A 25,813-nucleotide genomic window follows, 5' to 3' on the forward strand; every position below is an offset into this window, starting at 1 on the left:
ATCACGCCCGTGGGGTCGAACGGAAAGGCATTGCGACGACTGGCAGGGCTGCTGCCCGATTGGAGTCGGCGATTGACTCCAATCGGGTACAGGCTAAGTCGGCGGCGAATTAGAAGGAGCCTACGAGACGTTCACAGACAAACCGTCGAGATCGGTGCGCGAGCGCGGCACCGAACCGTCCGGCGTTTTTAATGTCTGAAGTCAGCCCCCAGCCAATCGGCTGCGGTGGTCTTCGCATAGCTGACGGCATCTTGTGGGTCGGGGAAAATGCCAAGCTGATCCCAACGTTCCTCCGCAGCAAAAGGCCCCTTGATTCCAAGCGCTTTCTGGATGCATAACTGCGCCGCGTATCTTCCGTCCTCCAGAGGCCGGGCCGTTGCGACCACCTTGTGCGGAAGCCCTTGCCGGACGGGCTGAATCAGTTCCAGGGGACCGCCGGCGGCGCCGACGTCGATCAGCTCGTTGCGCGTATTGCAGTCGGGGCAATAGAAGTAAAACGAATTGTTGTCCCGATTCGGTTTGACCTGTTTGCGGGCAAGCACAGCTCGGCACTCGACATTTTCACAAATGAATGGCATATCGTCTCCGTGGTGATCTTCGAGTGGTAACGCGGGGCAGATCGGCATTGCCTTCAAGAAACGATCTGCCAGAAGCAGTCAGGGAGCAATCAGCACATGACCGGATTGCTAATGATAGGAAGATGCCATTCGGAGTGCTTTCCAGCTCTTTCGTGACTCCTTGCAACGAACCGCTGCGCTGGCAGACGATCCGCCGATGATCAAAGTAATGTGGTTCTTCAAGCACTTATACATCGGCGCCGCATCCGCATCAACCTGAATGCGCCGCCATGCGCGCGGCCAGCCGCCCTAACCTGCGCACGGCTTCGTCGGCCAGATCGAGATCCGTGCTCGGTGAACTGAGCCGGATGAAATGGTCGAAGCTCCCGGCATTCGAAAACACCGTCCCCGGCATCACGCGAATGCCGTCGTCCAGCGCGGCCTCGAAGAACGCCGTCGACGATATTTCCCGCGGCAGTTCGATCCAGAAAAACATCCCGCCGCCCGGCGGCGTGAAGCGCGTGCCGTCGGGAAACGAGGTCGCGATCGCGGCCGCCATCCGTTCGCGCTGAAGCCGTAGCCGGTCACGCAAGCGCCGCAAATGCCGCTCATACGCGTTCGTTTCCAGAAATTCGGCGAGCACCACTTGCGACAGTTGTTCGTTGTGCCGCGACTGCGCGAACTTCAGCATGCCGATACGCGGATGCCAGCGGCCGCCGTTGATCCAGCCGACCCGCATGCCGGGCGCCAGCACCTTGTTGAACGACGTGCAGTGAATCACGGTGCCGTCGGTGTCCCAAGCCTTTAGCGATTTGGGCGGCTGGGGAGTGTCCGCCAGTTCGCGGTACGGATCGTCTTCGATCAGCGGAATGCCCGCTCGCGCGCATAGTTCGACGAGCCGCGCCTTGTGCGCGTCGGGCATCACGCTGCCGAGCGGGTTCTGCAAGTTCGGCACCGCGACCACGGCCTTGATGTCCGGATGCGTTTGCAGCGCGAAGGCCAGCGCTTCGATGGCGAGGCCGGTGGTTGGACTGGCCGGAATTTCGAGCGCGCGCAAGCCGAGGCTTTCGAGCGCCTGCAGCAGTCCGAAAAAACACGGCGACTCGACCGCGACGGTGTCGCCGGGCTGGGTCACCGCCCGCAACGCGAGATTCACGGCCTCGATGCCACCGTGCGTCATGATGATGTCGTCGGCGCCGATCTGGATGCCGGCGTCGAGCGCGCGGCGCGCAATGATCGCGCGCAGGGCTGGATCGCCCTGGTCGTGCCCGGCGGCGGTCAGCAAGGTGGGCCGCTTGCGCAACGCGCGCAGCGCGGCTTTCTGCAACGCATCCGTCGGATACAGATCGGGCGACGCCGTCGCGCCGCCGAGATTCAGCGCGTCCGGATAGCGCTGGAACCTCGACACGATCGCGGAAATCGTCGAGTGAATGCCGACGAACTGCGCGGCGCCCGGTAGCACCCCCAGATCGGGCTCGGACGCGCCCGGCAGCGCAGCCGTGGGCGGCACGCGCACGAAGTAGCCGGCGCGCGGCCGGGCATCGATCAGCGCGTCGCGTTCCAGCACGCGGTAGCTTTCGGTCGCCGTGGCGAGGCTCACACCGTGCCGCTGCATGAAGGCGCGCATCGACGGCATGCGGTCGCCCGGACGCAGCACACCGCTGCCGATCGCACGACGGTATTGATCGGCCAATTGCCGATAGAGAGGCTGGCTATCCGGCAACCGGTCCGCTGGCGCTGCCTGCCGGGTCACGATGGATTGGGTCATGAACCGATAGTGCGCACAGTTCGCGCGTCGCGACAGATACACATCCGTTCGATTCCGACCAATACAGCGCACCGAAACGCGCTGCTGTACCGGTTCACATTGCCGGTGGCTGCGGCTGTTTTCACGCGAACGGACTCAATAAGCTGAGTGGCATGGAAACGCTTTAAAGGAATCGGCCATGTCAGTCTGTCAATCCCGCTTTGGTCCGGCATGCGGCGCTGCTTCTCGCCTCACGGCCGGCCAGTTGGCCGTGCGCGACCTGCGCGCCCGGACCTCGATCGTCGCTGTGGAAGGCGACTTGCAACTCGAATTCCGCGATCACTCGCTCGCATGGCTGGGCGACGCCGTGCCGCTCACGTCGATCACCTTGCACGAAGGCGAGTGCTTCGTGACGCCGCAGCGCGGCGTCGTGTCGATCAGTGCCGCGCATGTGAACGCGGCTGCGTTTGTCGTACAACCTCCGGGCGCGCGGAAGGACGATCGCAGTCTGATAGGTCAAGCTTTGCACCATCTGGCCAGCCTCGTCAAAACACGGCTGCGGCGCGCGGCCTGAAACACCGCTTGGCGCAAGGCACGGCCCGGTACAATGCATGACACAAGTCGCTTCTTGCGAGGTGCAGGTCATGTCCTTCTTCCGCGCGCTGCTGTCCGGACGTTCCGTTCGTCTGACCACGATCCTCGCCCTCGTCACGCTGACGCTCAACGGTTGCGCCGGCTTCTTCGGCGGCGACCCGATGCGCGTCAACGTGGCGGGCATCGAACCGATCGACGGTCAAGGCCTCGAGATGCGCTTCAACGTGAAACTGCGCGTGCAGAATCCGAACGATTCCGCAGTCAACTTCAACGGCGTGTCGCTCGATCTCGAACTGAACGGCAAGCCGTTCGCGAGCGGTGTGAGCGACCAGGCGGGCACCGTGCCGCGCTACGGAGAAACGGTCGTCAATGTGCCGTTGACGGTGCCGGCTTTCGCCGCGATCCGGCAGGCGTTCGCCTTCGCGGGGGCCACGGAGTCGGGACAAATTCCGTACATTCTGCGCGGCAAGCTCGCAGGCGGACTGACGGGCACGACACGCTTCATCGACCAGGGAACTCTGAGCCTGCCGTCGTCCAGCATGGCTTTGCCCTGAGACGGCTCATGACGGTGGACACCATGCCCGAATAAAAACGGGTGCCGCGGTTTCGCCGCTCTCGCGCTGAACCACATGGCACCCGCTGTCCGCTACCGCTCCTGCCGGTCAAACCACTTCGAACAACCCCGCCGCACCCTGCCCGCCGCCGATGCACATGGTCACGACGACCAGCTTCGCGCCGCGCCGCTTGCCTTCGATCAATGCATGGCCGGTCAGCCGCGCGCCCGACACGCCATACGGATGGCCGACCGCGATCGCGCCGCCGTTCACGTTCAGACGGTCCTGCGGAATGCCGAGCTTATCGGCGCAATAGAGCACCTGCACCGCGAACGCTTCGTTGAGTTCCCACAGGTCGATGTCCTCGACCTTCAGACCCGCCTGCTTGAGCAGTTTGGGCACCGCGAACACCGGCCCGATGCCCATCTCGTCCGGCTCGCAACCGGCCACCGCGAAGCCGCGGAAAATGCCGAGCGGCTGCAGGCCTTCGCGCTCCGCCACCTTCGCGTTCATCACCACGCAAGCCGACGCGCCATCCGAGAACTGGCTCGCATTGCCCGCGGTGATGACCCCGCCCGGCAGCGCGGTGCGAATCTTCGACACGCCTTCGAGCGTGGTGTCGGCGCGAATGCCTTCGTCGCCGCTGACGGTCACTTCCTTCGTGAAGAGACGACCGGTAGCTTTGTCCGCGACACCGGCGAGCACCGTCAACGGCACGATCTCGTCCTTGAACTTGCCGGCTTCGAGCGCGGCCGCGGCGCGCTGTTGCGAACGCACGCCGTATTCGTCCTGACGTTCCTTCGAAATCGAATAGCGTTTCGCGACGTTCTCCGCGGTCTGTAGCATCGACCAGTAGATTTCCGGCTTGTTCTGGCTGAGCCAGCCTTCGGTCAGCATGTGTTGGTTCATCTCGTTCTGCACGCACGAGATCGATTCGACGCCGCCTGCCACATACACGTCGCCTTCTCCGGCGATCACGCGTTGCGCGGCCAGCGCAATAGTTTGCAATCCCGATGAACAGAAACGGTTCACCGTCATGCCCGGCACGCTGACCGGCAAACCGGCGCGCAGCACGATCTGCCGCGCGATGTTCATGCCTGTCGCGCCTTCCGGATTGGCGCAGCCCATGATCACGTCTTCGACGCGCGCCGGGTCGAGCTTCGCGCGCTCGACGGCGGCCTGCGTCACGTGGCCGCCGAGCGTCGCGCCGTGCGTCATGTTGAAACCACCACGCCATGATTTGGCGAGACCCGTACGGGCGGTCGATACGATTACGGCATCAGTCATGCATATCTCCTACTTCCAGATATCGATGGTGGCGCGCCGGCGAATCGTCGCGCGGCGCCACCTCAGTCAGTTCACTAGAGCGCCGGCTCAGCCGGCGAACCCGCGGCCCTTCGCCGCCAGTTCCGCGATGCTCGGCGCCAGTTCCCAGGCGTCGCCGTTCGGCCGCGCCGCATAGCGGCGAATCGCGCGCTCGACGTTGTAGAGGCCGACCGTATCCGCGTACAGCATCGGGCCGCCGCGATAGAGCGGAAAGCCGTAGCCGGTCAGATAGACCATGTCGATGTCCGACGCCTTCGACGCAATGCCTTCTTCGAGAATCTTCGCGCCTTCGTTCACGAGCGCGAATACGAGTCGCTCGACGATTTCCTCGTCGGAGATCTTGCGGCGCTCGCTATTGGTTTCCTTCGAGAACGCGACGATCATGTCATCGACCACTTTCGACGGATATGCGGTGCGGTCGCCCGCCTTGTAGTCGTACCAGCCGCCGCCGGTCTTCTGGCCGAAGCGCCCGGTCTCGCACAGACGGTCGGCGATCTTCGAGTAGTGCATGTCAGGATGTTCCTGATAGCGCCGCTTGCGGATCGCCCAGCCGATGTCGTTGCCGGCCAGGTCGCTCATGCGGAACGGACCCATCGCGAAGCCGAACTTCTCGATCGCGCGATCGACCTGCGCGGGCAGCGCGCCTTCTTCGAGCATGAAGAGCGCCTGGCGGATGTACTGCTCGATCATGCGATTGCCGATGAAGCCGTCGCACACACCCGAGACCACCGCGGTCTTCCTGATCTTCCTGGCGAGCTTCATGACGGTGGCGAGCACGTCTTTCGCCGTCTCCTTGCCGCGCACCACTTCGAGCAGCTTCATCACGTTGGCCGGGCTGAAGAAGTGCATGCCGACCACGTCCTGCGGACGCTTCGTGAATGCGGCGATCTTGTCGACGTCGAGTGTCGACGTGTTCGAGGCGAGGATCGCGCCTTTCTTTGCCACTTCGTCCAGACGCTTGAACACCTGCTCTTTCACGCCGAGTTCTTCGAACACCGCTTCGACGATCAGGTCGGCGTTTTTCAGGTCATCGTACGAAAGCGTGGGCGTGATCAGCGCCATGCGCTGTTCGAGCGCCTCGGGCTTGAGCTTGCCCTTCTTGACGGTCGCTTCGTAGTTCTTGCGGATCGTGGCAAGGCCGCGGTCGAGCGCGTCCTGTTTAGTTTCCAGCAGCGTGACCGGAATGCCCGCGTTGATGAAGTTCATCGCGATGCCGCCGCCCATCGTGCCCGCGCCGATCACGGCCACCTGGCTGATGTCGCGCACGGGCGTGTCCGACGGCACATCGGGAATCTTGCTCGCCGCACGTTCGCCGAAGAACGCGTGACGCAGCGCATGGCTTTCCGGCGTCTGCACGAGCGCCATGAAGCATTCGCGTTCGAACGCGAGGCCCTTGTCGAAGCCGTTCTGCACGCCCGCTTCCACCGCGTCGATACATTTCTGCGGCGCGGGGAAATTCTTCGCGACGGCCGCGACGGTATTGCGCGCGAACTGAATGAACCCGGCGGCGTTCGGATGCTCGATCTTACGGTCGCGCACCTTCGGATGCGGGCCTTCTTTCGCACCGACCTTGCGCGCGAACGCCAGCGCTGCTTCGGCCAGATCGCCATGCGCGAGTTCATCGAACAGACCGGAGTCGGCGAGCTTCTCCGACATGACGGGCGCGCCGGAGACGATCATATTGAGCGCCGCTTCGAGACCGATGGCGCGCGGCAGACGCTGCGTGCCGCCCGCGCCCGGCAGAATGCCGAGCTTCACTTCCGGCAGCGCGATTTGCGCGCCGGGCGCGGCCACGCGGTAATGCGCGCCGAGCGCCAGTTCCAGACCGCCGCCCATCGCGACGCTGTGAATCGCGGCGATCACCGGCTTCGCGCTGCCTTCCACGATCTTGATGACCGTGGCGAGCGTCGGCTCCTGGGTCGCTTTCGGCGTATTGAATTCGGTGATGTCGGCGCCGCCCGAGAAGGCCTTGCCCGCGCCCGTCAGCACGATGGCCTTGATGGCCGGATCGTTCTGCGCGCGCTCGATCCCCTCGACGATACCCGCTCGCGTCGACAGGCCGAGGCCGTTCACGGGAGGATTGTTCAGCGTGATGACGGCCACGCCGTCATGAGTTGTGTAGTCCACTGCCATCTGCCTGCCTCCATGCGATCCATGCAATACGGCGACGCGTGGGCGCGCCGCCCTTCCGGTTCATCGAGCCGGATCCGCGATCCGACCCATTGTCTGATTTTCCCGAGGTCAGCAGGCAGAATACACAAAAAAGCACGCTCGTTCAATTCTCGTTCGTTTTATTTCCAGGCGGGGTTTCCCCTGGCAAGCGGCGTCAGAGGACAATCCTTTTCGTCTTCGAGCGCGGACGGCAGGACATGGTCGCGGAAAATGTCGCGCAGCTTGAGTTTCTGCAGCTTGCCGGTCGCCGTGTGCGGCAGTTCGTCGACGAAGGCCACGTCGTCGGGAATCCACCATTTGGCGACCTTGCCGTCGTAGAAGGCGATCAGTTCTTCGCGCGTGACTTCGAAGCCGGGCCGCTTGACGACCACCAGCAGCGGCCGCTCGGTCCATTTCGGATGCGCGCAGGCAATGCACGCCGCTTCGGCCACGGCCGGATGCGCGATTGCCACGTTCTCGACGTCGATCGAACTGATCCATTCGCCGCCTGACTTGATCACGTCTTTTGAGCGGTCCGTGATGTGCAGAAAGCTGTCGCGGTCGATGGTGGCGACGTCGCCGGTGGGAAACCAGCCGTCCACGAGCGGCGAGTCGTCCTTGCGAAAATACTGGTTGATCACCCACGGTCCGCGCACGTGCAGATCGCCGAATGCCACGCCGTCCCACGGCAGCTCACGCCCGTCTTCGCCGACGATTTTCATGTCGACGCCATAGAGCACGTGCCCCTGCTTCTCGAGCAATTTGCGCTGATCTTCCAGCGGACGCTGGCTCTGTTCCCACGTCAGTTTGGACAGCGTGCCGAGCGGCGACATTTCGGTCATGCCCCACGCATGGATCACCTGCACGCCGTAGTCGTCCTCGAATGTGCGCAGCATGGCCGGCGGACAGGCCGAGCCGCCGATCACCGTGCGATCGAGCGACGAAAACCGCACCTTCGCCTCGCGCAGGTAGTTGAGCAGGCCGAGCCACACGGTCGGCACGCCGGCCGAATAGGTAACGCGTTCGCTTTCCATCAATTCATACAGCGACTTGCCGTCGAGGTCCTTGCCGGGGAACACGAGCTTCGCCCCGGTCAGCGGCGCGGCGTGCGGAATGCCCCACGCGTTCACATGAAACATAGGTACGACGGGCAGCACGCAATCGCGCGCGGAAAGACTCATCGCGTCAGGCAGCGACGCGCCGAACGCATGCAGCACCGTCGAGCGATGCGAATACAGCGCGCCCTTCGGATTGCCGGTGGTGCCCGACGTATAGCACAGGTACGAGGCTTGCCGCTCGTCGAGCGGCGGCCACTCGAAGTCGCCGTCCTGCGCGGTGACGAGCGTTTCGTAGCTGAGCGCCGGCGTCTGCATGGCGGGCCGATGCGCTTCGTCGGCGAGCGCGATCCAGCCGCGCACTTTCGGGCATTGCGGCGCGAGGACATCGACGAGCGGCGCGAACGTGGTGTCGAACAGCACGTAGGCGTCGTCGGCGTGATTGATGATGTAAGCGATCTGATCGGGAAAGAGACGCGGGTTGATCGTGTGGCAAACGGCGCCGAAACCGGTTGTGCCGTAATACGCTTCCAGATGGCGGTAGCCGTTCCATGCAAGCGTCGCGACCCGTTCGCCGGGTTCGACGCCAAGCGCGATCAAAGCCTGCGCGAGCTGCTTCGCGCGCTTTTCGCAATCACGATAGGTATAGCGATGCAGGTCGCCTTCGATACGCCGCGACACGATTTCGGTGCTGCCGAAATGCCGCGCGGCGTGTGCGAGCAACGAAGGCACTGTAAGCGGCACGTCCATCATCTGGCCAAGCAGCGGCGTCGTCATAAAGAGTGGTCTCCTCGGCTTGATCGTTTCAATTGGTTTTGCAGCTCGGGGGGCGCGCCTCGTCGCGCCATCGGCGAAAAGCGCGAAGCCGGCAAACGATCTGGACAGGATCGGTACGTGACAGACGTACGGCCGGCCAGCAGCTCCGCGGGCGCGGACTTACAATATCGGTTAATCCAGAGGCGCTCAACATGTCGTTTTCCCCAAGCATTGCAGGGTTATCCGGGCCTTTGACGGCCCTTTCCGACGCGCTCACCACGTTGCACGAGAGCGCGTTCGCACGGCTCGGCAGCGTGTTTCTGACGCGTCTGCCCGCGGCGCCGCTCAGCGCGCCGTACCTCGTCGGGTTCTCGGCCGAAACCGCCGCGCTGCTCGGTCTAGAGCCGGGCCTCGAGAACGATCCGGGCTTTGCCGAACTGTTCTCGGGCAACGTCACGCGCGAGTGGCCGGCCGAGACGCTGCCTTATGCGTCGGTGTATTCTGGGCATCAGTTCGGCGTGTGGGCCGGCCAGCTCGGCGACGGCCGCGCGCTCGGCCTCGGCGAAGTCGAACACGACGGCCAGCGCTTCGAGTTGCAGCTCAAAGGCGCGGGGCGCACGCCCTATTCGCGCATGGGCGATGGCCGCGCGGTGTTGCGTTCGTCGATCCGCGAGTATCTGTGTTCGGAGGCGATGCATCACCTCGGCATTCCGACCACGCGCGCGCTGTGCGTGATCGGCTCCGATCAGCCGGTGCGGCGCGAGACGATCGAAACGGCGGCGGTGGTCACGCGCGTGGCGCCGAGCTTCGTGCGCTTCGGCCACTTCGAGCACTTCTATTCGAACGATCGCACCGACGCGCTGCGCGCGCTCGCCGATCACGTGATCGAGCGTTTCTATCCACATTGCCGCGAAGCCGACGATCCGTATCTCGCGCTGCTCGACGAAGCGGTCATGTCGACCGCTGACCTGATGGTCGAGTGGCAGGCGGTCGGCTTTTGCCACGGCGTGATGAACACCGACAACATGTCGATACTCGGCCTCACCATCGACTACGGTCCGTTCGGTTTCATGGACGGCTTCGACGCCGGCTACATCTGCAATCACTCCGATTCGCAAGGCCGTTACGCGTACAAGATGCAGCCGCAGATCGCTTACTGGAATCTCTTCTGCCTCGCGCAGGGGCTGTTGCCGCTGCTGGGCGAAAAGCATGAGGAAAGCGTGCGCGGCGACAAGGCGATCGAAGACGCGCAGCGCGTGCTCGGCGGCTTCAAGGATCGTTTCGCCCCGGCGCTGGAGCGGCGCATGCGCGCCAAGCTCGGCCTCGAAACCGAACGTGACGGTGACGCTTCGCTCGTGAATGGTCTGTTCGAAGTGATGCATGCCAATCGTGCGGATTTCACGCTGACTTTCCGCAACCTGGCGCGCATGTCGAAGCACGACGCGAGCGCCGACGCGCCGGTGCGCGACCTGTTTCTCGACCGCGCCGCGTTCGACGCCTGGGCGAACGACTATCGCGCGCGGCTGTCCGAAGAAACACGCGACGACGCCGAGCGCGCCATTGCAATGAACCGTGTGAACCCCAAATTCGTACTTCGCAATCATCTGGCGGAGACGGCAATCCGCCACGCGAAAGAGAAGGATTTTTCCGAAGTGGAACGACTGGCGGCCGTGCTGCGCCGTCCGTTCGACGAACAGCCCGAGCACGAAGCGTATGCGGGGCTGCCGCCGGACTGGGCGAGTTCGCTGGAAGTGAGCTGCTCGTCGTGACGTGCTGAACGCCGTGTGATCGCGCGTGATGAGCCGAATCTGCATGATCATCATGCGTCCCCTCAAAACAAGCCCGAGACAGGAACCCCGACCATGAACAAGCCCGACGAACTCAAGACCGACGCCCCCGCCGTGCAGAAAGACGACGCCGAGTGGCGCAAGCAGCTCTCCGACATCGAATATCAGGTGACGCGCCACGCGGCCACCGAGCGCCCGTTCACCGGCCGCTATCACGATCACTGGGACCGCGGCATCTATGACTGCGTCTGTTGCGGCACGCCGCTGTTCGAATCGGACACCAAGTTCGACGCCGGTTGCGGCTGGCCGAGCTACTTCAAGCCGATCGACGGCGAAGTGATCACCGAGAAGACCGACCGCTCGCACGGCATGCTGCGTATCGAGGTGGAGTGCAAGAACTGCGGCGCGCATCTGGGCCACGTGTTCGAAGACGGACCCGCGCCGACCGGCCTGCGGTACTGCATCAATTCAGCTGCGTTACAATTCGAGCCCAAGTAACGCAGCGCGGAGTCCGGCGCGTTGCCGGCCGGCGTCTGCGACCATTCAGACGCGCGCCGGCCGCGACACCCTTCATCCAGTTTGCGAACCGGCTGCCCCGACGCTTCGCACCGCGCCCTTATTCTTCGACTCGCTTTCCGCTCACTTTCCGATTCCCCGACCAGATAATGAAATTCCTGTTCGATCTGTTCCCGATCATCCTGTTCTTCGTCGCCTTCAAGATTTGGGGCATTTTCACGGCGACGGCAGTGGCGATCGTCGCCACGCTGGTGCAGATCGCGTGGGTGGCCTTCCGCCACCGCAAGGTCGATCCGATGCTGTGGGTGAGCCTCGGCGTCGTCACCGTGTTCGGCGGCGCCACGCTCGTGCTGCACAACGACACGTTCATCAAATGGAAGCCGACCGTGCTCTACTGGGCGTTTTCGGTCGCGCTGATCGTCTCGCAACTGGCCTTCAACAAGAACCTGATTGAAGCGATGATGGGCAAGCAGATCACGCTGCCGCACGCGATCTGGGGCAAGCTGAATGTCGTGTGGGCGGTGTTTTTCGTGCTGCTCGGGCTGGTCAATCTGTTCGTCGCGTACAACTACACGACCGACCAGTGGGTCAATTTCAAGCTGTTCGGTGCCACCGGGTGCCTGGTGGTGTTCATCGTCGGGCAGAGTTTGTGGTTGTCGAAGTATATGAAGGAAGAATGACATGACGAGCGATGTATTCATGCACGCCACCACCGCCGAGCGCGCCGCGTTGATCGAGGCGCGCCTCGCCGCCGCGCTGGCGCCGGTCACTTCGATCCAGATCACCGACGACAGCGCGCAGCACGCCGGTCACGCCGGCGCCTCCGCCGGCGGTCATTTCAGTGTCACGATCGTGGCCGCCGCATTCGCCGGCAAGGCCCGCGTGGCGCGGCATCGCATGGTGTATGATGCGCTGGCCGATGCCATGCAGCGCGGCATTCACGCCCTTGCCATCACGGCGTATACGCCCGAAGAATTCGCTTTGTTGCCCCGCTAGGAAAATTTTCGATGACCTTGAAGAAAACCCGCCTCTGGGTATTGCTGGCTGCATTTGCAGCCGCACCTGCATTCGCACAGAACATCGCCGTCGTGAACGGCACGCCGATTCCCAAAGCACGCGCCGACGCGCTGATCGACCAACTGGTTCATCAAGGCCAGCAAAATACGCCGCAACTGCAAACGGCCGTGCGCGAAGAACTGGTGAACCGCGAGATCCTGATGCAGGAAGCGCTGCGCCGCGGCCTGCCGAATCGTCCGGACATCAAGGCGCAAATCGCCGTGGCACAGCAAACCGTCGTGCTGCGCGCGCTGATCGAAGACTTCGTGAAGAACAACACGCCGAGCGACGCCGAAGTCACCGCGCGTTACAACGCGCTGATCAAGGACGCGGGCGGCAAGGAATATCACCTGCACCACATTCTCGTGGATAACGAACAGCAGGCGAAGGACCTGATCGCGAAGATCAAGGCCGGCGCAAGCTTCGAGGATCTCGCCAAGCAATTCTCGAAGGACCCGGGGTCGGGCAAGAACGGCGGCGATCTGGACTGGTCGGACCCGAAGGCCTACGTGCCTGAATTCGCGGACGCGGCCACGCATCTGCAGAAAGGCCAGATGACCGACACGCCGGTGCATACGCAATTCGGCTGGCACATCATCCGTGTCGACGACGTGCGCGACGTCACGCCGCCGCCGCTGGAGCAAGTGCGCCCGCAGATCGTGCAGCAGATCCAGCAGGAAAAGCTGCAAGCGTTCGAAGAAGGTCTGCGTAAGAACGCCAAGATTCAGTAAGCAGGTTTGCCGCTGAAGAGCGAGCGGCTCGCTTCGAGCGGGTACTTCGGTTCTTTTCGGTTCTTTTCGGTTCTTATTTGTCAGCGGTCCCGGCTTCTGTTCATGGCCCCGTTCAGTCAATGACTGAACGGGGCTTTTTCATGTCTGGTCAGGCCGGCGGCAATCACTTGCGCAGGGCCCGGCTCATCTCCGCAAGCGGCATCGCGACAATCGAGTCGAGCAGCCGGACCTCACCGGCATTCGGCTGCGCGATCTTCTCGACGCTGCGCCGGGTGTCCGCCACGCGGGCGTCGAGCGTGGCCAGCATGTCATCCAGCAATTTTTCCGAGCCTTTCGGCGCGAGACGAAGCGCTTCGCCGAATGCGAGCATGTTCTTCCTGGAAATCTGCGCGAACTGCATGGCGTCTCCGACTGGCATGGTGAGGTCGCAGTGTGGCCAACGATCCCGCTGCTGCGGCTGATAGGTCGGCGTATGGTAGACGACCGTGCTGACCAGGTCGTAAAACGGAGCCAGCATGTAGCCGCGCGGGGTGACGAAGAACGAGAGGTTTTTCAGATGTGAGTCGGCGTTGCCGATGAGCACATTGAAGATCGCCCATCGGAATACATCGAGACGCGCCACTGCCCGCGTGCTCGTTTTCTCGATGGCGTCCCTGAGCACCTGCGCCGTGGCATTCTGATATTTGAAGCTGCGGTCGTAGTTCAACAGTTGCATGGCGTCGACGGTATGCAGCCGCCGCGCCGGCTCGCTGCTCGTGTCACGGTCGAAGCGATCGATCACGTAGCAGGCCGAAGGCACGCGCATAAAATGCGTAGGCGGTACGCGCACACCCATCGCATGCGCGAGTTGCATGCAGAAAAATTCGTTGATCGCCGAATGCGGATAGCCCGTGCTTCGCATGTCGGGCTTGAGCAGATGCATGGACGGTTCACTGCCCACGGGTTCAAAGAGCGCGTAATCCGGCGCGTCGCCGCGCAAGGTCAACAGCAGCTTCTGTTGGGCGCCCGCCGCGGACATGCGTTTGGGCGCCGTGGCGGTGAGCGCATGCTGCGGCATCGCCTGAATGCGTGCCTCCAGATTCGCGTACGACAACGGTTGCAAACCGCTCGGTGCCTCCTGTTCGCCCTCGGCAAGCAGCGTCAAGGCGCCAGCCGACTCCCGGCCGTAATAGGCAAGCAGACCCCACGCATCGCTCGCATCGACCCTGGCCTCACGAGCGAGCGCGCTGCGCATTTCCTCTTCAGGCAAAAGGTTGTCGAAGAACCATTGCACCGGCCGCTGGCTCGAGCCGTCGACGAAAGGCCGGGCTTCCAGTGGGAAAGCGGGTGAAAGCGCAAACGCGTCCTGACGACTCAGCCAATCCTCGTCGTAGGTAAATGACCAGACGCCGCTGTCATCGCTCACGATGCCCACGCGTTGGCCATTCGCATAGGCGACGAGCGTTCTAGCGGCCATGAGGATTCCGTCGGCGATGGGACGCCTTGGTCGAGACGTCTGCGGGGATGTCTACGGAAACCTGGGCGCGCAGCGTGATACCCAGTTCGCCGAGCAGGTGCAGCACCTTGCCGATCTGCGCTGTCGGCTTACCTGCCTCGATATGCGTGATGAACTTGGGAGACAGGCCGGTCGCGGTGGCGACGTCGTCGCGCGTCAGCCCTTGTGCGAGCCGCGATGCCCGCACAAGATCGCCTAAGGCCGTCATATCGCCAATGAAAGTCTCGGATTGCACCACTTTCCGCCCCTGTATGTTCGTACCCGCTCGGGAACATTATGCCACGGGGCGAAGGGGCAGGCTTGATTTCGTACCCGGTCGGGTACCAAATGATGTTTTGGAGGCTTATACACCTGTTTCGTACCCGAACGGATACGAAACATAACAATCTGGAGTGTATCGCTCTTCCCGTACCAGATCGGATACGGACCAAGGCGTCGACAATCTGCTCACTGCTGCGAGGGCCGGCGCATGTGCCGCCCGCCTTGCCGGCGCCAAGCGGACTAGACAGCCGTCGGGCCAGCAGGCTGCCGTGCCAACTACACGGCAGCCTGTCTTACATCATCAGCCCAACCAGCGGCGCGCGTTCTGGAACACGCGCATCCACGGGCTTGCGTCCGTGGCGCCCTCGCCCCAGCCTTCCGGATGCCAGCTCATCTGCACAGCGCGATGCACGCGCTCCGTATGTGGCATCAGCACCGTGAAGCGACCGTCCGGCGTCGTTACCGACGTGATGCCGTTCGGCGAACCGTTCGGGTTGAACGGATACTGCTCGGTCGCCTGACCACGGTGATCGACATAACGCATTGCCACCGCGACCTTCGACGCATCGCCTTGCTGCGAGAAGTCCGCGTAGCCTTCGCCGTGCGCGATCGCCACTGGAATGCGCGAGCCTTCCATGCCGTTGAAAAAGATCGACGGCGAAGCCTGCACTTCGACCAGCGAGAAGCGCGCTTCGAATTTCTCCGACTTGTTGCGCGTGAACTTCGGCCACGCTTCGGCGCCCGGAATCATCGAGGCGAGGCTGCTCATCATCTGGCAACCGTTGCAGATACCGAGTGCGAACGTGTCTTCGCGGCCGAAGAACGCGGCGAACATATCGGCCAGTTGCGCGTTGAAGCGGATCGCCTTCGCCCAGCCTTCACCAGCGCCCAGCGTGTCGCCATAAGAGAAGCCGCCGCACGCCACCGCGCCGGCGAAATCGGCGAGATTCGCGCGGCCGGCCAGCAGGTCGCTCATGTGCACGTCGTGCGCGTCGAAGCCGGCGCGGTCGAATGCATAGGCCGTTTCGAGGTGCGAATTCACGCCCTGCTCGCGCAGGATCGCGACGCGCGGACGCGCGCTCTTGCCAATGAACGGCGCGGCGACGTCTTCAGCCGGATCAAAGCTCAGCACCGGCGTGATGCCCGGATCGGCCGCGTCGGAGAGCGCGTCGTATTCGGCGTCGGCGCAAGCGGGGTTGTCGCGCAGACGCGCGATACGCCAGCTCACTTCGCTCCACGTACGATGCAATTCAGTGCGCGGCGCTTCATAAATCTTCTTGGCGTCGCGATAGATTTCGATCGTGTCGCGCTCGTTGAGCTTGCCGATCACATGCGCGCACGCCGACAGCCCATGTTCGCGCAACGCAGCCAGCACCGCGTCGCGCTCAGACGCACGCACCTGAACGACGGCGCCGAGTTCTTCGTTGAAGAGCGCGCGGATTGTACGGTCTTCACGGCGGCCGCTGGTCTGCTTCGCCCAATCTTTGGCGTCGCCGTAATCGGATTCATGGTTCGGATCGAGCACCAGCATGTCGACGTTCAACGACACACCCACGTGCCCCGCGAACGCCATTTCGCACACCGTCGCCCACAGGCCGCCGTCGGAACGGTCGTGGTAAGCGAGCAGTTTGCCGTCCTGGTTCAGCGCCTGGATCGCGGCGAAGAAACGCTTGAGGTCTTCCGGATCGTCCACGTCCGGCACCGTGTCGCCGACCTGCTGCGTGACCTGCGCGAGAATACTGCCGCCCAGGCGATGCTTGCCGCGGCCGAGGTCGATCGCGATCAGCACGGACTCGCCCACGTCGCTCGCGCGGCGCAGTTGCGGTGTGAGATGGCGGCGCACGTCTTCGACCGGCGCGAACGCCGAGATGATCAGCGAGACCGGCGCGACCACTTCCTTCGCGACGCCGCGGTCTTCCCACTTGGTGCGCATGGACAGCGAATCCTTGCCGACCGGAATGCTGATGCCGAGTGCCGGGCACAACTCCATGCCGATCGCCTTGACCGTGTCGTAGAGCGCGGCGTCTTCGCCCGCTGCGCCGCACGCGGCCATCCAGTTGGCCGACAGCTTGAGCTTGTCGAGCGACGCGATCGGCGCCGCCGCGATGTTCGTGACCGCCTCGCCCACCGCCATACGGCCCGAAGCCGGCGCGTCGATCACGGCAAGCGGCGTGCGCTCGGCCATCGTCATGGCTTCGCCGGTAAAGCCCGCGTAGTCCATGGTGGTAATCGCGACGTCGGCCACCGGCACTTGCCACGGGCCGACCATCTGGTCACGCGCGGTCGTGCCGCCCACCGAGCGGTCGCCGATCGTGATCAGGAACGACTTGCTCGCCACCGTGGGATGACGCAGCACGCTGACCGCCACATCCGACAGCGCGAGACCGGTGACATCCACCGGTTCGAGCTTCTGCTCGACTCGTTTGACGTCGCGGTGCATGCGCGGCGCTTTGCCGAGCAGCACTTCCATTGGCATGTCGACCGGCTCATGTGCGGTGTCGTCGTTCAGTTCGGAGTCGATCAGCTTGAGTTGACGCTCGGCCGTGGCCGTGCCGATCACCGCGAACGGGCAGCGCTCGCGCTCGCACATGGCGGCGAACGCCGGCAGATCGGCCGGCGCGATGGCGAGCACGTAGCGTTCTTGCGCTTCGTTCGACCAGATTTCGCGCGGCGACAGACCGCTCTCTTCCAATTGAATCTTGCGCAGATCGAAGCGCGCGCCCTTGCCGGCGCCGTCGACCACTTCCGGGAAGGCGTTCGAGAGACCGCCCGCGCCGACGTCATGGATGCTCAGAATCGGGTTCTTCTCGCCGAGTTGCCAGCACGCGTTGATCACTTCCTGCGCACGGCGTTCGATTTCCGGGTTGCCGCGCTGAACCGAATCGAAGTCGAGTTCAGCGGTGTTGGTGCCGGTCGCCATCGAGCTCGCGGCGCCGCCGCCCATGCCGATGCGCATGCCCGGACCGCCGATCTGGATCAAGAGCGACCCTTCCGGCAGATCGTGCTTATGCGTATGTTGGTCCGAGATATTGCCGATACCGCCGGCGATCATGATCGGCTTGTGATAACCACGCACGAGACCCGCGACGTTCTGCTCGTAAGCCCGGAAATAGCCGCCCAGGTTGGGCCGGCCGAATTCGTTGTTGAACGCGGCGCCGCCGAGCGGCCCGTCGATCATGATTTGCAGCGGCGAGGCGATGCGATCAGGCCGGCCGTACGCTTCGTGCTTGTCGTCCGGATTGCGGTGCGCGAGCGGCTGCGCGGCGTCGCGCGCGTTTTCCCATGCCTCGACACCGTCCGGCAGTTCCAGGTTCGACACCGTGAAGCCCGCCAGACCCGCTTTCGGACGCGCACCGCGCCCGGTCGCGCCTTCGTCGCGGATTTCGCCGCCCGCGCCGGTCGCGGCGCCCGGGAACGGCGAGATCGCGGTCGGGTGGTTATGCGTTTCCACCTTCATCAAGGTGTGCGTGAGTTCGTTGCTGCGGCGGTAGTGCTCCGGCAGCTCACTCGCGCCCAGATCGGCCGGCGTGCGCGGGAACCAGCGCTCGGCCATGCCGCCCGCCATGATCGCCGAGTTGTCCGAATACGCGACGATCGTGCCCTGCGGATTCAGCTTCTCGGTGTTGCGGATCATGTTGAAGAGCGAGATGTCCTGCTTCTCGCCGTCGATGGTCCAGTCCGCGTTGAAAATCTTGTGACGGCAGTGTTCGCTGTTGGCCTGCGCGAACATCATCAGTTCGACGTCGGTCGGGTTGCGGCCGAGTTTCGTGAAGGCGTCGACCAGGTAGTCGATTTCGTCGTCGGCGAGCGCGAGGCCCAGTTCCGTGTTCGCCGTTTCCAGCGCGCCACGGCCGTTGCTCAACACGTCGACGGTTTGCAGCGGCTTGGCCGGCAGTTCGTCGAACAGATGCAGCGCGTGGTCGCGCGACGGTGACACGCTTTCCGTCATACGGTCGTGCAAGGCCGCCGCGACGGCCGCGCGGGCTTCGTCGGTGAGCGCCTTCTTGCCGCCCAGCAGGCCGCTTTTCAGCGTGACCGTGTACTCGACGCCGCGCTCGATGCGGCGCACCTGCGTGAGGCCGCACAGATGCGCGATATCCGTTGCCTTGCTGGCCCATGGCGACACCGTGCCGAAACGCGGCACCACGAGGAAGGTCTCGGCCGTGCCGCGCTCCTTGGTTTCTTCGAGCGGATCGCCGTAGTGCATCAGCGCTTCGATCTTCGCGTTGTCTTCAGCGGAGAGCGGTGTCTGGGCGTTGACGAAGTGCAGATATTGCCCGCGCACACCGGTGATGTTCGGATCGATGCGCGTAAGCGTTTCGAGCAGGCGGGTTTGACGGAAATCGGAAAGGGCCGAAGCGCCGGGGAAACACGAGAAGTGGGCCATGGACTTGACGTTGCGTCGCTCAATGATGCCGATGAGTCGCGCGTGAAGGCGACGTGAGGCGGAAAGGAAGTCCGAGATTATACCCCGGGAAGAGGCTTCCAGCGGGCTTGGCGGTGCGGCTTCGGGCGGGTTTCGAGATGGTTCCGCGGCGCTTCGGTGCGGATCCCGGCCACGTTTCGGCCCGACTCGGGCTCGCCCGCGGCACGCACGGCGGCGGCGCTCCGGCGTTGCACCCGCGTGGCCGCGCCAGCGGTTTGACTGCTATCATTCGCCCTTTCACCAGATCGGCGCGAGCGGCCTGAGCAGGCCGGGCAGCGCGCCGCATGTCACGCTCAACGGGAATGCGCCGCTTCGGCGTCCCGTCGGCAACTCGAATCAGAACATGGATGTCATCGTCATCGGCGGCGGGATTGTGGGCGTCGCCACCGCTTATCAACTGCGCGCGGCCGGCCATCGGGTATGCGTCGTCGAGCGCCACGCCACGGTCGCGCAGGGCGCAACCTATGGACACGGCGGCACCGTCCTGCCGACCCCGCTCGACGTCTGGTTCGGCCCGACTTTCATGGCGAGCCGTCAAAACGCCAAAAATGGCGTCGTCAACAAGACCGGCTTCAACGGATCGGCGCGCCAGTTCGTCAAGCAGCTCGCCGAGTTGCAGGAACCCGACGCGTTCGGCCATCAATACGGACTGCTGCGACCGCTGATCGAGCTGTCGCGCGAAACCATGGCGGACATGGAGGCGCGCTTCGGCCTCGAGTTCGAACAGACCAGCGGCGTGCTCTATCTGGTGCGCTCCGAACAGGAGTGGCAGCAGATGCGGCCCGCGCGCGACCTGCTCCAGCTTTTCGAAGTGCCGCACCACGAGTTCACACCCGAACAATGCGCCGCGTTCGAGCAATCCGTGCGCACCGAGCCGGAATTCGCGGGCGGCGTGCTGTTCGACCAGGAGCGCACGGCCAATGCGCCGCTCTTCACCAAGCTGATCAAGCAGACGCTGGATACGCAAGGCGGCGTCCAATTCATGCTGGGCTGCGAAGTCTCGTCGATCCGCCTGGAAGGCCAGCGCGCCTCGGTGGAACTGGCGCCGCAGCCGGGCGCGACCTCCCGTTCGCGCGAAGTGGATGTGATCCACGCCGACGCGGTGGTCGTGGCGGCCGGCCACGGCAGCCTGCCGCTGCTCGAGCGACTCGGCTTGCGGCTGCCATTGCATCCGCTGCGCCTGCACACGCTGGTCGCACCGATCGCGCATGAGGAATGCGCGCCGCACGTCGCGATCGTCGACGCGGTGAAGCGGATCGCGATCAGCCGCATGAACCATCGGCTGCGGATCGCGGGCGGCGCGGTCTTGCAAAGCGCCGGCCAGATCGACAAGCCATTGGGCGAAGCGGTGACGAAAGAAGCCCTCGCCCTGCTCGGCCAGGCCACGCACGACTGGATTCCAGGCGCCGCGCGAATCTCGGTGGCCTTGCCTTGGGAAGGCGTCAAACTGCTATCGCCGGACGGCTTGCCGGTGATCGGCAACGCACTGCATCCGCGGCTTTTCGTCAATGTGGGTCACGGCCCCGCCGGCTGGGGCCTCGCCTGCGGGTCGGGCAAACTGGTTGCCGACCTGATTTCGGGCGGCACGCCGGACGTCCCCGCGGACACGCTGGCCGCCCTACGTCCGGATCGGTTCAGGTAAATCGCCGGCCCGCGCGCGAGCGGGCCGCAAGAGGCGCCCGCCGCGCGCCCATCGGCACTACCATAGCGATTCCCCAAGCTTTTTCGCCTGCCACCAGGCGAACCGCCAAGCCTCGCTATGACAGAAGTTGACAACACGCCGCCGACGCTCATCAGCCCCCTCAATCGGGCGCTGCCGCTCCTGACGCTCACCGACCTGCGGATCGCCGAATCCCAGGCGGCGGCCGCCCTGCCGAAACACACGCTGATGTCGCGCGCCGGGAAAGCCGCCGCGAGCTTCCTGCGCGAGCAGATCACCCGCGATACCTCGATCGAGAAATCGAGGCAGAAGGTGTGGCTCATCGCTGGACCGGGCAACAACGGCGGTGACGCGCTGATTCTCGCGACGGAACTGCACCAAGCCGGCATCGCGGTCGAACTGTGCATGCCGGTCGAAGTGAAACCGGAAGACGCGCGCTGGGCTCTCGACACGGCCCGCGCGGCCGGCGTCGCGATCAGCAGCACGCCGCCCGCGTCGCTGGACGGCTACCGGTGGCTGGTGGACGGCATGTTCGGCATCGGCCTCACGCGTCCGCTCGAAGGCGTGTTCGCGGCCGTCGCCCGGCAGCTTTCGCAACGGGCCAAAACGCGGCCGCGCAAAGGCGGCGTGCTGGCCCTCGACGTGCCGAGCGGACTCGACAGCGACACCGGCACGGTTGTGGGCAACGGCGACGGCGCCGCCGTCCATGCCACCCATACGGTCACCTTCATCGGCGCCAAACCCGGGCTCTTCACCGCGCAAGGGCGTGATCTTGCTGGCGCGGTCACGCTCGCGCCGATCGGCGTCGACACTAGCGGCCGCACCGCAGTGCAACTGAACGCGCCCGAACTCTTCGCCGCGTTCCTGCCGCCGCGCGATTTCGCGACCAACAAGGGCAGCTTCGGCAGCCTCGCCGTGGTCGGCGGCGACACCGGCATGTGCGGCGCGCCGATCCTCGCCTCGCGCGCGGCACTGTACACCGGCGCGGGCAAGGTGCATGTCGCGTTGCTGGGCGAAGGCGCACCGCCCTACGACCCGCCGCATCCCGAACTCATGCTGCATGCCATCGACGATCTGCCGCTCGACCAGATGGACGCGCTCGCTGTCGGCTGCGGCATGGGTCATCGCGAACGCGCCACGCGCGTGATGCACGACGTGCTGCAACTCGACGTGCCCAAGCTGTTCGACGCGGACGCGTTGAACCTGATCTCGAAGAACTCCGCGCTCGCCGCCGACGTCACCGCGCGCGGCGTGCAAGGCGATCCGTGCATCCTCACGCCGCACCCGCTCGAAGCCGCGCGTTTGCTCGGCACCGACGCGCCGGGCGTGCAGCGAGACCGCCTCACCGCGGCGCGCTCGCTCGCCGCGCGCTATGCCGCCGTGGTGGTGCTCAAAGGCACCGGCACCGTCATCGCGGCGCCGGACGGCCGCCTCGCGATCAATCCGACCGGCAATGCCGCGCTCGCGACGGGCGGCACCGGCGACGTGCTCGGCGGCATCATCGGCGCGCTGCTCGCGCAGCATCTGCCGCGTTACGAAGCGGCGCTCGCGGGCGTCTATCTGCACGGTCTCGCGGCCGACACGCTGAGCGCGCAAGGCCACGGCCCCGCCGGCCTGACGGCGGGCGAACTGGCGCCGATGGTGCGAACCTTGCTGAACCGTTTGTTCTACCCGGCGGCGGAGTGCTGAGGCGGTGTCCTGAAACTGTCCGTCCCAACCTATGGATGGACGCCCCAAACCGCTGCCGCCCGTCACGCAACGCCGTTATACTGACTGACTGCGCCGCGCGTCGGAGCCACCACGGGTTACGGCGAACTTTCCCCGCCACCCATGGCGAACCCGGCCGCGCGGCATCGTTCTAACAGCATCGTTGCATCATCCTCGGCGGCGCTTCACGCGCGCGCCTTTCTTCGTGCCACTTGGTTAGACGGACGCTATGACCCAGAACTCGCTCCCCTCCTGGTCCTCGCTGCAAACGCATTACGAAAAGATTCGCGATGCACATATGCGCGACTGGTTCGCCCCCGAGAACGATCCCGCCCCTACCCGTGCTGAGCGCTTCGCGTTCGCGGGCGGCGGTCTCGCGGCCGATTTCTCGAAGAACCGCATCACCGAAGAGACGCTGAAACTGCTCGTGCAACTCGCGCGCGAAGCCGGCGTCGAGAAACGCCGCGACGCCATGTTCGCGGGTGAAATCGTCAACCCGACGGAAGGCCGCGCCGTGCTGCACACCGCCCTGCGCGCCACCGATCCGAAAGCGCCGTTCTACGCTCAGGTGCAGGCCGAGCGCGCCAAGATGGCTGCGTTCGCCGACCAGGTGCGCAGCGGCGAGTGGAAAGGCTATACCGGCAAGCGGATCCGCTATGTCGTGAACATCGGCATCGGCGGCTCGGATCTCGGGCCGAAGATGGTCGTGCATGCGCTGCATCATCTGGCCACGCCGGAGATCACCACGCACTTCGTGTCGAACGTCGACGGCGCCGATCTGTACAACGTGATGCAGCAGATCGATCCCGAAGAGACGCTCGCGATCATCGTCTCCAAGACCTTCACCACGCTCGAAACCATGACCAACGCGCGCTCGCTGCGCGACTGGTTCGTCGAGAAAGGCTGCCCGGAAAGCGCGCTGGCGAAGCACTTCGTCGGCGTGTCGGCCAATCCTGCGGAAGTGGTCAAGTTCGGCATCGCGAAAGAAAACGTGTTCGAGATGTGGGACTGGGTCGGCGGCCGCTATTCGCTGTGGTCGGCAGTCGGTCTGTCGATCATGATTGCGATCGGGCCGAAGCAGTTCGACGAACTGCTCGCCGGCGCCAACGAGATGGACCAGCATTTCCGCGACGCACCGCTCGAAAAAAATCTGCCGGTTCTGCTCGGCATGATCGGCATCTGGTATCGCAACTTCTTCGGCTCGCAAAGCTACCTGGTCGCGCCGTATTCCGAAGCACTACATTTCCTGCCCTCGTATCTGCAACAGCTCGAGATGGAAAGCAACGGCAAGTCCGCGCGTCTGGACGGCGCGATGGTCGACTACCCGACCGCCGCAGTGACGTGGGGCGAACCGGGCACGAACGGTCAGCACGCTTTCTTCCAGATGCTGCATCAGGGTCCGACGATCGTGCCGATCGACTTCATCGCTGTGTTGACGCCGGAGCATCCGCTCGTCAGCCATCATCCGAAGCTGCTCGCCAATTGCTTCGCGCAAAGTGAAGCGCTGATGCTCGGCCGCACGCTCGAAGAAGCGAAGAAAGTGGCCGGTGCGGACAAGCCTGAACTCGCACCGCACCTGGTATTTCCGGGCAACCGTCCGACCAGCACGCTGCTGGTCGACGCGCTCACCGCACGTTCCCTCGGCGCATTGATCGCGCTGTACGAGCACAAGGTGCTGGTGCAGGGGTCGGTGTGGAACATCAATTCCTTCGATCAGTGGGGCGTTGAGTTGGGCAAGATTCTCGGCAAGGTGGTCGAGGCCGACCTGACGGCGCCGAGCGTCGATGAGAAGAAGCACGACTCGTCGACGTCCGCATTGATCGCACGGGCGCGCGCGGCGTTGAAGAAGTAATGCTGAGCGGCGCGGTACGTCGCCGCGCCGCTGAAGTTTTATGCTGAGGTGGTTGGCGAATTCGCCTGCTGACGAAGTGAGCCGGAATGAAAAAAGCGGGCCCTTGCGGCCCGCTTTTGCTTTGTATCGACGCCCGCTCAGGCGAGACGTCCTGCCTCGATCGTCACCGTCGTATCGCAACGGCGCGCCAGTTCGATGTCGTGCGTGACGAGAATCAACGTAGCGCCGTTCGCGCGGTTCATCTCGAACATCAGATCGATCACCGCGTGACCGGTGGCGGCATCGAGACTGCCGGTCGGCTCGTCGGCGAAGAGGATCGCCGGGTGTGTGACGAACGCGCGCGCGAGCGCCACACGTTGCTGCTCGCCGCCCGACAGCAGCTTCGGATAATGACTGGTGCGCTTGCCGAGACCCACCTGCTCCAGCAAGCCGCGCGCACGCGTTGCGGCTTCGCGGGTGCCGATGCCGCCTTGCAGTTCCAGCGGCAAGGTGACGTTCTCGAGCGCTGTCAAATGAGGCATCAATTGAAACGACTGGAACACGAAGCCGACGGAGCCGCTGCGCAATGCGGCGCGCTCGTCTTCGTTCAGTTCACCGAGTTCGCGGCCGAGCAACCGAACCGAGCCCGAGCTTGCGCTGTCCAATCCTGCGAGCAAGCCGAGCAGCGTAGACTTGCCCGACCCGGATGCACCGACGATTGCCACACTGCTGCCGGCATCGATAGCAAGATCGATGTCGTCGAGAATCGTCAGTTCGCCCGTTGCATCCTTAACCTTCTTGCACAAACCCCGCACTTCAATGACTGGATCAGTTTTGTTTAGCATGGTGAAGCGTAGGTTGAAAGTGCGTGCCATGACGTCTCGCGCCACGGCGCTGACAACGGCATGCGGCGTTGCCGTGGCCGCTACCCTGTTTTCAGTGAGCCTCGCGGCCCGGGCCGCCAACGCGCCCGAACCGGCCAAGCCGGTGATCGTCGTGCTCGGCGACAGCATCTCCGCCGAATACGGCCTGCCCCGCGACACGGGCTGGGTTGCCTTGATGCGCCAGCGCCTCACCGACGAGCGAATCGATTATAGCGTCGCCAATGCAAGCATCAGCGGCGACACCACGAGCGGCGGACGAGCCCGCCTGCCCGCGCTCATGCAGCGTCTGAAGCCGAGCATCGTGATCGTCGAACTCGGCGCCAATGACGCATTGCGCGGCGTGCCGCTCTCCACCACCGAAGACAACCTGCGCACGATCATCGAGCAGGCTCAGCAAGGTCATGCGAAGGTCGTACTGGTGGGCATGTATGTGCCGCCTAATTACGGCCCGGACTACACGCAAAAGTTCCACGGCTTGTACGGCGAACTGTCCAGGCAGTTGCGTGTGCCGCTCGTGCCGTTTCTGCTCGCCGGCATCGCCGACAAACCGGACATGTTCCAGGCCGATCAGATTCATCCGACCCAGCAGGCACAGCCAGTGCTACTCAACAACGTGTGGCCCGCAGTCAAGCCACTCCTTCGCACAAGTTCGCCGCACTGAAAAAGCCTGCTAACAACTTGTTTCCAGAACTGCGGGAACGCGGATCGGTAAGTTCTCT

The 25,813-nt window shown here is 64.2% G+C and carries 20 protein-coding genes; 11 read left to right on the top strand and 9 right to left on the bottom strand.

The window, feature by feature from the left end:
- Positions 1-188: 188 nt before the first annotated feature.
- Both ACQKRQ_RS15030 and ACQKRQ_RS15035 read right to left on the bottom strand, forming a co-directional pair.
- Positions 189-578 carry a hypothetical protein gene (locus ACQKRQ_RS15030; RefSeq protein WP_132374676.1) on the bottom strand — a complete coding sequence of 130 codons (390 nt, stop codon included), beginning with the start codon at positions 576-578 and terminating at the stop codon, positions 189-191.
- A 250-nt stretch (positions 579-828) separates the two neighbouring features.
- Positions 829-2,325: a PLP-dependent aminotransferase family protein gene (locus ACQKRQ_RS15035; protein ID WP_427477856.1), complete on the bottom strand. Its 1,497-nt coding sequence runs from the start codon at positions 2,323-2,325 to the stop codon at positions 829-831.
- Between the two features lie 178 nt (positions 2,326-2,503).
- Between ACQKRQ_RS15035 and ACQKRQ_RS15040 the strand changes: the two genes are divergently transcribed.
- Complete coding sequence (locus tag ACQKRQ_RS15040) at positions 2,504-2,878, top strand: hypothetical protein (RefSeq protein WP_132374678.1); 375 nt, start codon at positions 2,504-2,506, stop codon at positions 2,876-2,878.
- A gap of 70 nt (positions 2,879-2,948) precedes the next feature.
- Entirely contained in the window at positions 2,949-3,452 is a 504-nt protein-coding gene (locus tag ACQKRQ_RS15045) for an LEA type 2 family protein (protein ID WP_132374679.1), read from the top strand.
- Between the two features lie 108 nt (positions 3,453-3,560).
- On the opposite strand, the gene ACQKRQ_RS15050 is transcribed toward ACQKRQ_RS15045, so the two are convergent.
- The 3 genes from ACQKRQ_RS15050 to ACQKRQ_RS15060 form a co-directional block, all read right to left on the bottom strand.
- Positions 3,561-4,739 carry an acetyl-CoA C-acyltransferase gene (locus ACQKRQ_RS15050; RefSeq protein ID WP_427477858.1) on the bottom strand — a complete coding sequence of 393 codons (1,179 nt, stop codon included), beginning with the start codon at positions 4,737-4,739 and terminating at the stop codon, positions 3,561-3,563.
- Positions 4,740-4,826: 87 nt separating this feature from the next.
- The gene (locus ACQKRQ_RS15055) at positions 4,827-6,911 is read right to left on the bottom strand and encodes a 3-hydroxyacyl-CoA dehydrogenase NAD-binding domain-containing protein (protein ID WP_427477860.1); all 2,085 of its coding nucleotides are present in this window, start codon (positions 6,909-6,911) and stop codon (positions 4,827-4,829) included.
- Between the two features lie 158 nt (positions 6,912-7,069).
- Complete coding sequence (locus ACQKRQ_RS15060; RefSeq protein WP_427477862.1) at positions 7,070-8,761, bottom strand: 3-(methylthio)propionyl-CoA ligase; 1,692 nt, start codon at positions 8,759-8,761, stop codon at positions 7,070-7,072.
- A gap of 191 nt (positions 8,762-8,952) precedes the next feature.
- Between ACQKRQ_RS15060 and ACQKRQ_RS15065 the strand changes: the two genes are divergently transcribed.
- The 5 genes from ACQKRQ_RS15065 (at position 8,953) to ACQKRQ_RS15085 (ending at position 12,830) form a co-directional block, all read left to right on the top strand.
- Positions 8,953-10,509, top strand: coding sequence for a protein adenylyltransferase SelO (locus ACQKRQ_RS15065; protein WP_427477864.1), 1,557 nt, complete (start codon positions 8,953-8,955; stop codon positions 10,507-10,509).
- Between the two features lie 93 nt (positions 10,510-10,602).
- Positions 10,603-11,025 carry a peptide-methionine (R)-S-oxide reductase MsrB gene (msrB, locus tag ACQKRQ_RS15070; RefSeq protein ID WP_132374684.1) on the top strand — a complete coding sequence of 141 codons (423 nt, stop codon included), beginning with the start codon at positions 10,603-10,605 and terminating at the stop codon, positions 11,023-11,025.
- A gap of 167 nt (positions 11,026-11,192) precedes the next feature.
- Entirely contained in the window at positions 11,193-11,723 is a 531-nt protein-coding gene (locus tag ACQKRQ_RS15075; protein WP_095419421.1) for a septation protein A, read from the top strand.
- 1 nt (position 11,724) lies between these two features.
- Positions 11,725-12,039, top strand: a complete 315-nt coding sequence (locus ACQKRQ_RS15080) for a BolA family protein (RefSeq protein ID WP_408175464.1) — start codon at positions 11,725-11,727, stop codon at positions 12,037-12,039.
- 11 nt (positions 12,040-12,050) lie between these two features.
- Complete coding sequence (locus ACQKRQ_RS15085; RefSeq protein WP_408206452.1) at positions 12,051-12,830, top strand: peptidylprolyl isomerase; 780 nt, start codon at positions 12,051-12,053, stop codon at positions 12,828-12,830.
- A 163-nt stretch (positions 12,831-12,993) separates the two neighbouring features.
- On the opposite strand, the gene ACQKRQ_RS15090 is transcribed toward ACQKRQ_RS15085, so the two are convergent.
- The 3 genes from ACQKRQ_RS15090 to purL all read right to left on the bottom strand — a co-directional run bounded on the left by ACQKRQ_RS15090 (position 12,994) and on the right by purL (position 18,973).
- On the bottom strand, positions 12,994-14,286 hold the full coding sequence (locus tag ACQKRQ_RS15090; RefSeq protein WP_427477867.1) for a HipA domain-containing protein: 1,293 nt from the start codon (positions 14,284-14,286) through the stop codon (positions 12,994-12,996).
- Positions 14,276-14,533 (bottom strand): helix-turn-helix domain-containing protein, encoded by a 258-nt coding sequence (locus tag ACQKRQ_RS15095; protein WP_132376909.1) that lies wholly within the window; start codon positions 14,531-14,533, stop codon positions 14,276-14,278. The genes ACQKRQ_RS15090 and ACQKRQ_RS15095 overlap by 11 nt, the downstream gene beginning before the upstream one ends.
- A gap of 354 nt (positions 14,534-14,887) precedes the next feature.
- Entirely contained in the window at positions 14,888-18,973 is a 4,086-nt protein-coding gene (gene purL, locus ACQKRQ_RS15100; protein ID WP_427477869.1) for a phosphoribosylformylglycinamidine synthase, read from the bottom strand.
- Positions 18,974-19,355: 382 nt separating this feature from the next.
- On the opposite strand from purL, the gene ACQKRQ_RS15105 reads away from it, so the two are divergent.
- The 3 genes from ACQKRQ_RS15105 to pgi all read left to right on the top strand — a co-directional run bounded on the left by ACQKRQ_RS15105 (position 19,356) and on the right by pgi (position 24,231).
- Positions 19,356-20,654, top strand: a complete 1,299-nt coding sequence (locus ACQKRQ_RS15105) for an FAD-dependent oxidoreductase (RefSeq protein ID WP_427477870.1) — start codon at positions 19,356-19,358, stop codon at positions 20,652-20,654.
- 117 nt (positions 20,655-20,771) lie between these two features.
- A complete protein-coding gene (locus ACQKRQ_RS15110; RefSeq protein ID WP_427477872.1) occupies positions 20,772-22,361 on the top strand; it encodes an NAD(P)H-hydrate dehydratase in 1,590 nt (529 codons plus the stop codon).
- A 247-nt stretch (positions 22,362-22,608) separates the two neighbouring features.
- Positions 22,609-24,231 (top strand): glucose-6-phosphate isomerase, encoded by a 1,623-nt coding sequence (gene pgi, locus ACQKRQ_RS15115; RefSeq protein ID WP_427477873.1) that lies wholly within the window; start codon positions 22,609-22,611, stop codon positions 24,229-24,231.
- A gap of 137 nt (positions 24,232-24,368) precedes the next feature.
- Here pgi and ACQKRQ_RS15120 read toward each other — a convergent pair whose 3' ends face one another.
- Entirely contained in the window at positions 24,369-25,055 is a 687-nt protein-coding gene (locus ACQKRQ_RS15120; protein ID WP_106307454.1) for an ABC transporter ATP-binding protein, read from the bottom strand.
- A gap of 28 nt (positions 25,056-25,083) precedes the next feature.
- Between ACQKRQ_RS15120 and ACQKRQ_RS15125 the strand changes: the two genes are divergently transcribed.
- Complete coding sequence (locus tag ACQKRQ_RS15125) at positions 25,084-25,755, top strand: arylesterase (RefSeq protein WP_207915635.1); 672 nt, start codon at positions 25,084-25,086, stop codon at positions 25,753-25,755.
- The last annotated feature ends 58 nt before the right edge of the window (positions 25,756-25,813 follow it).

Source organism: Paraburkholderia sp. NPDC080076, from assembly GCF_050281145.1.
Taxonomy (GTDB): Bacteria; Pseudomonadota; Gammaproteobacteria; order Burkholderiales; family Burkholderiaceae; genus Paraburkholderia.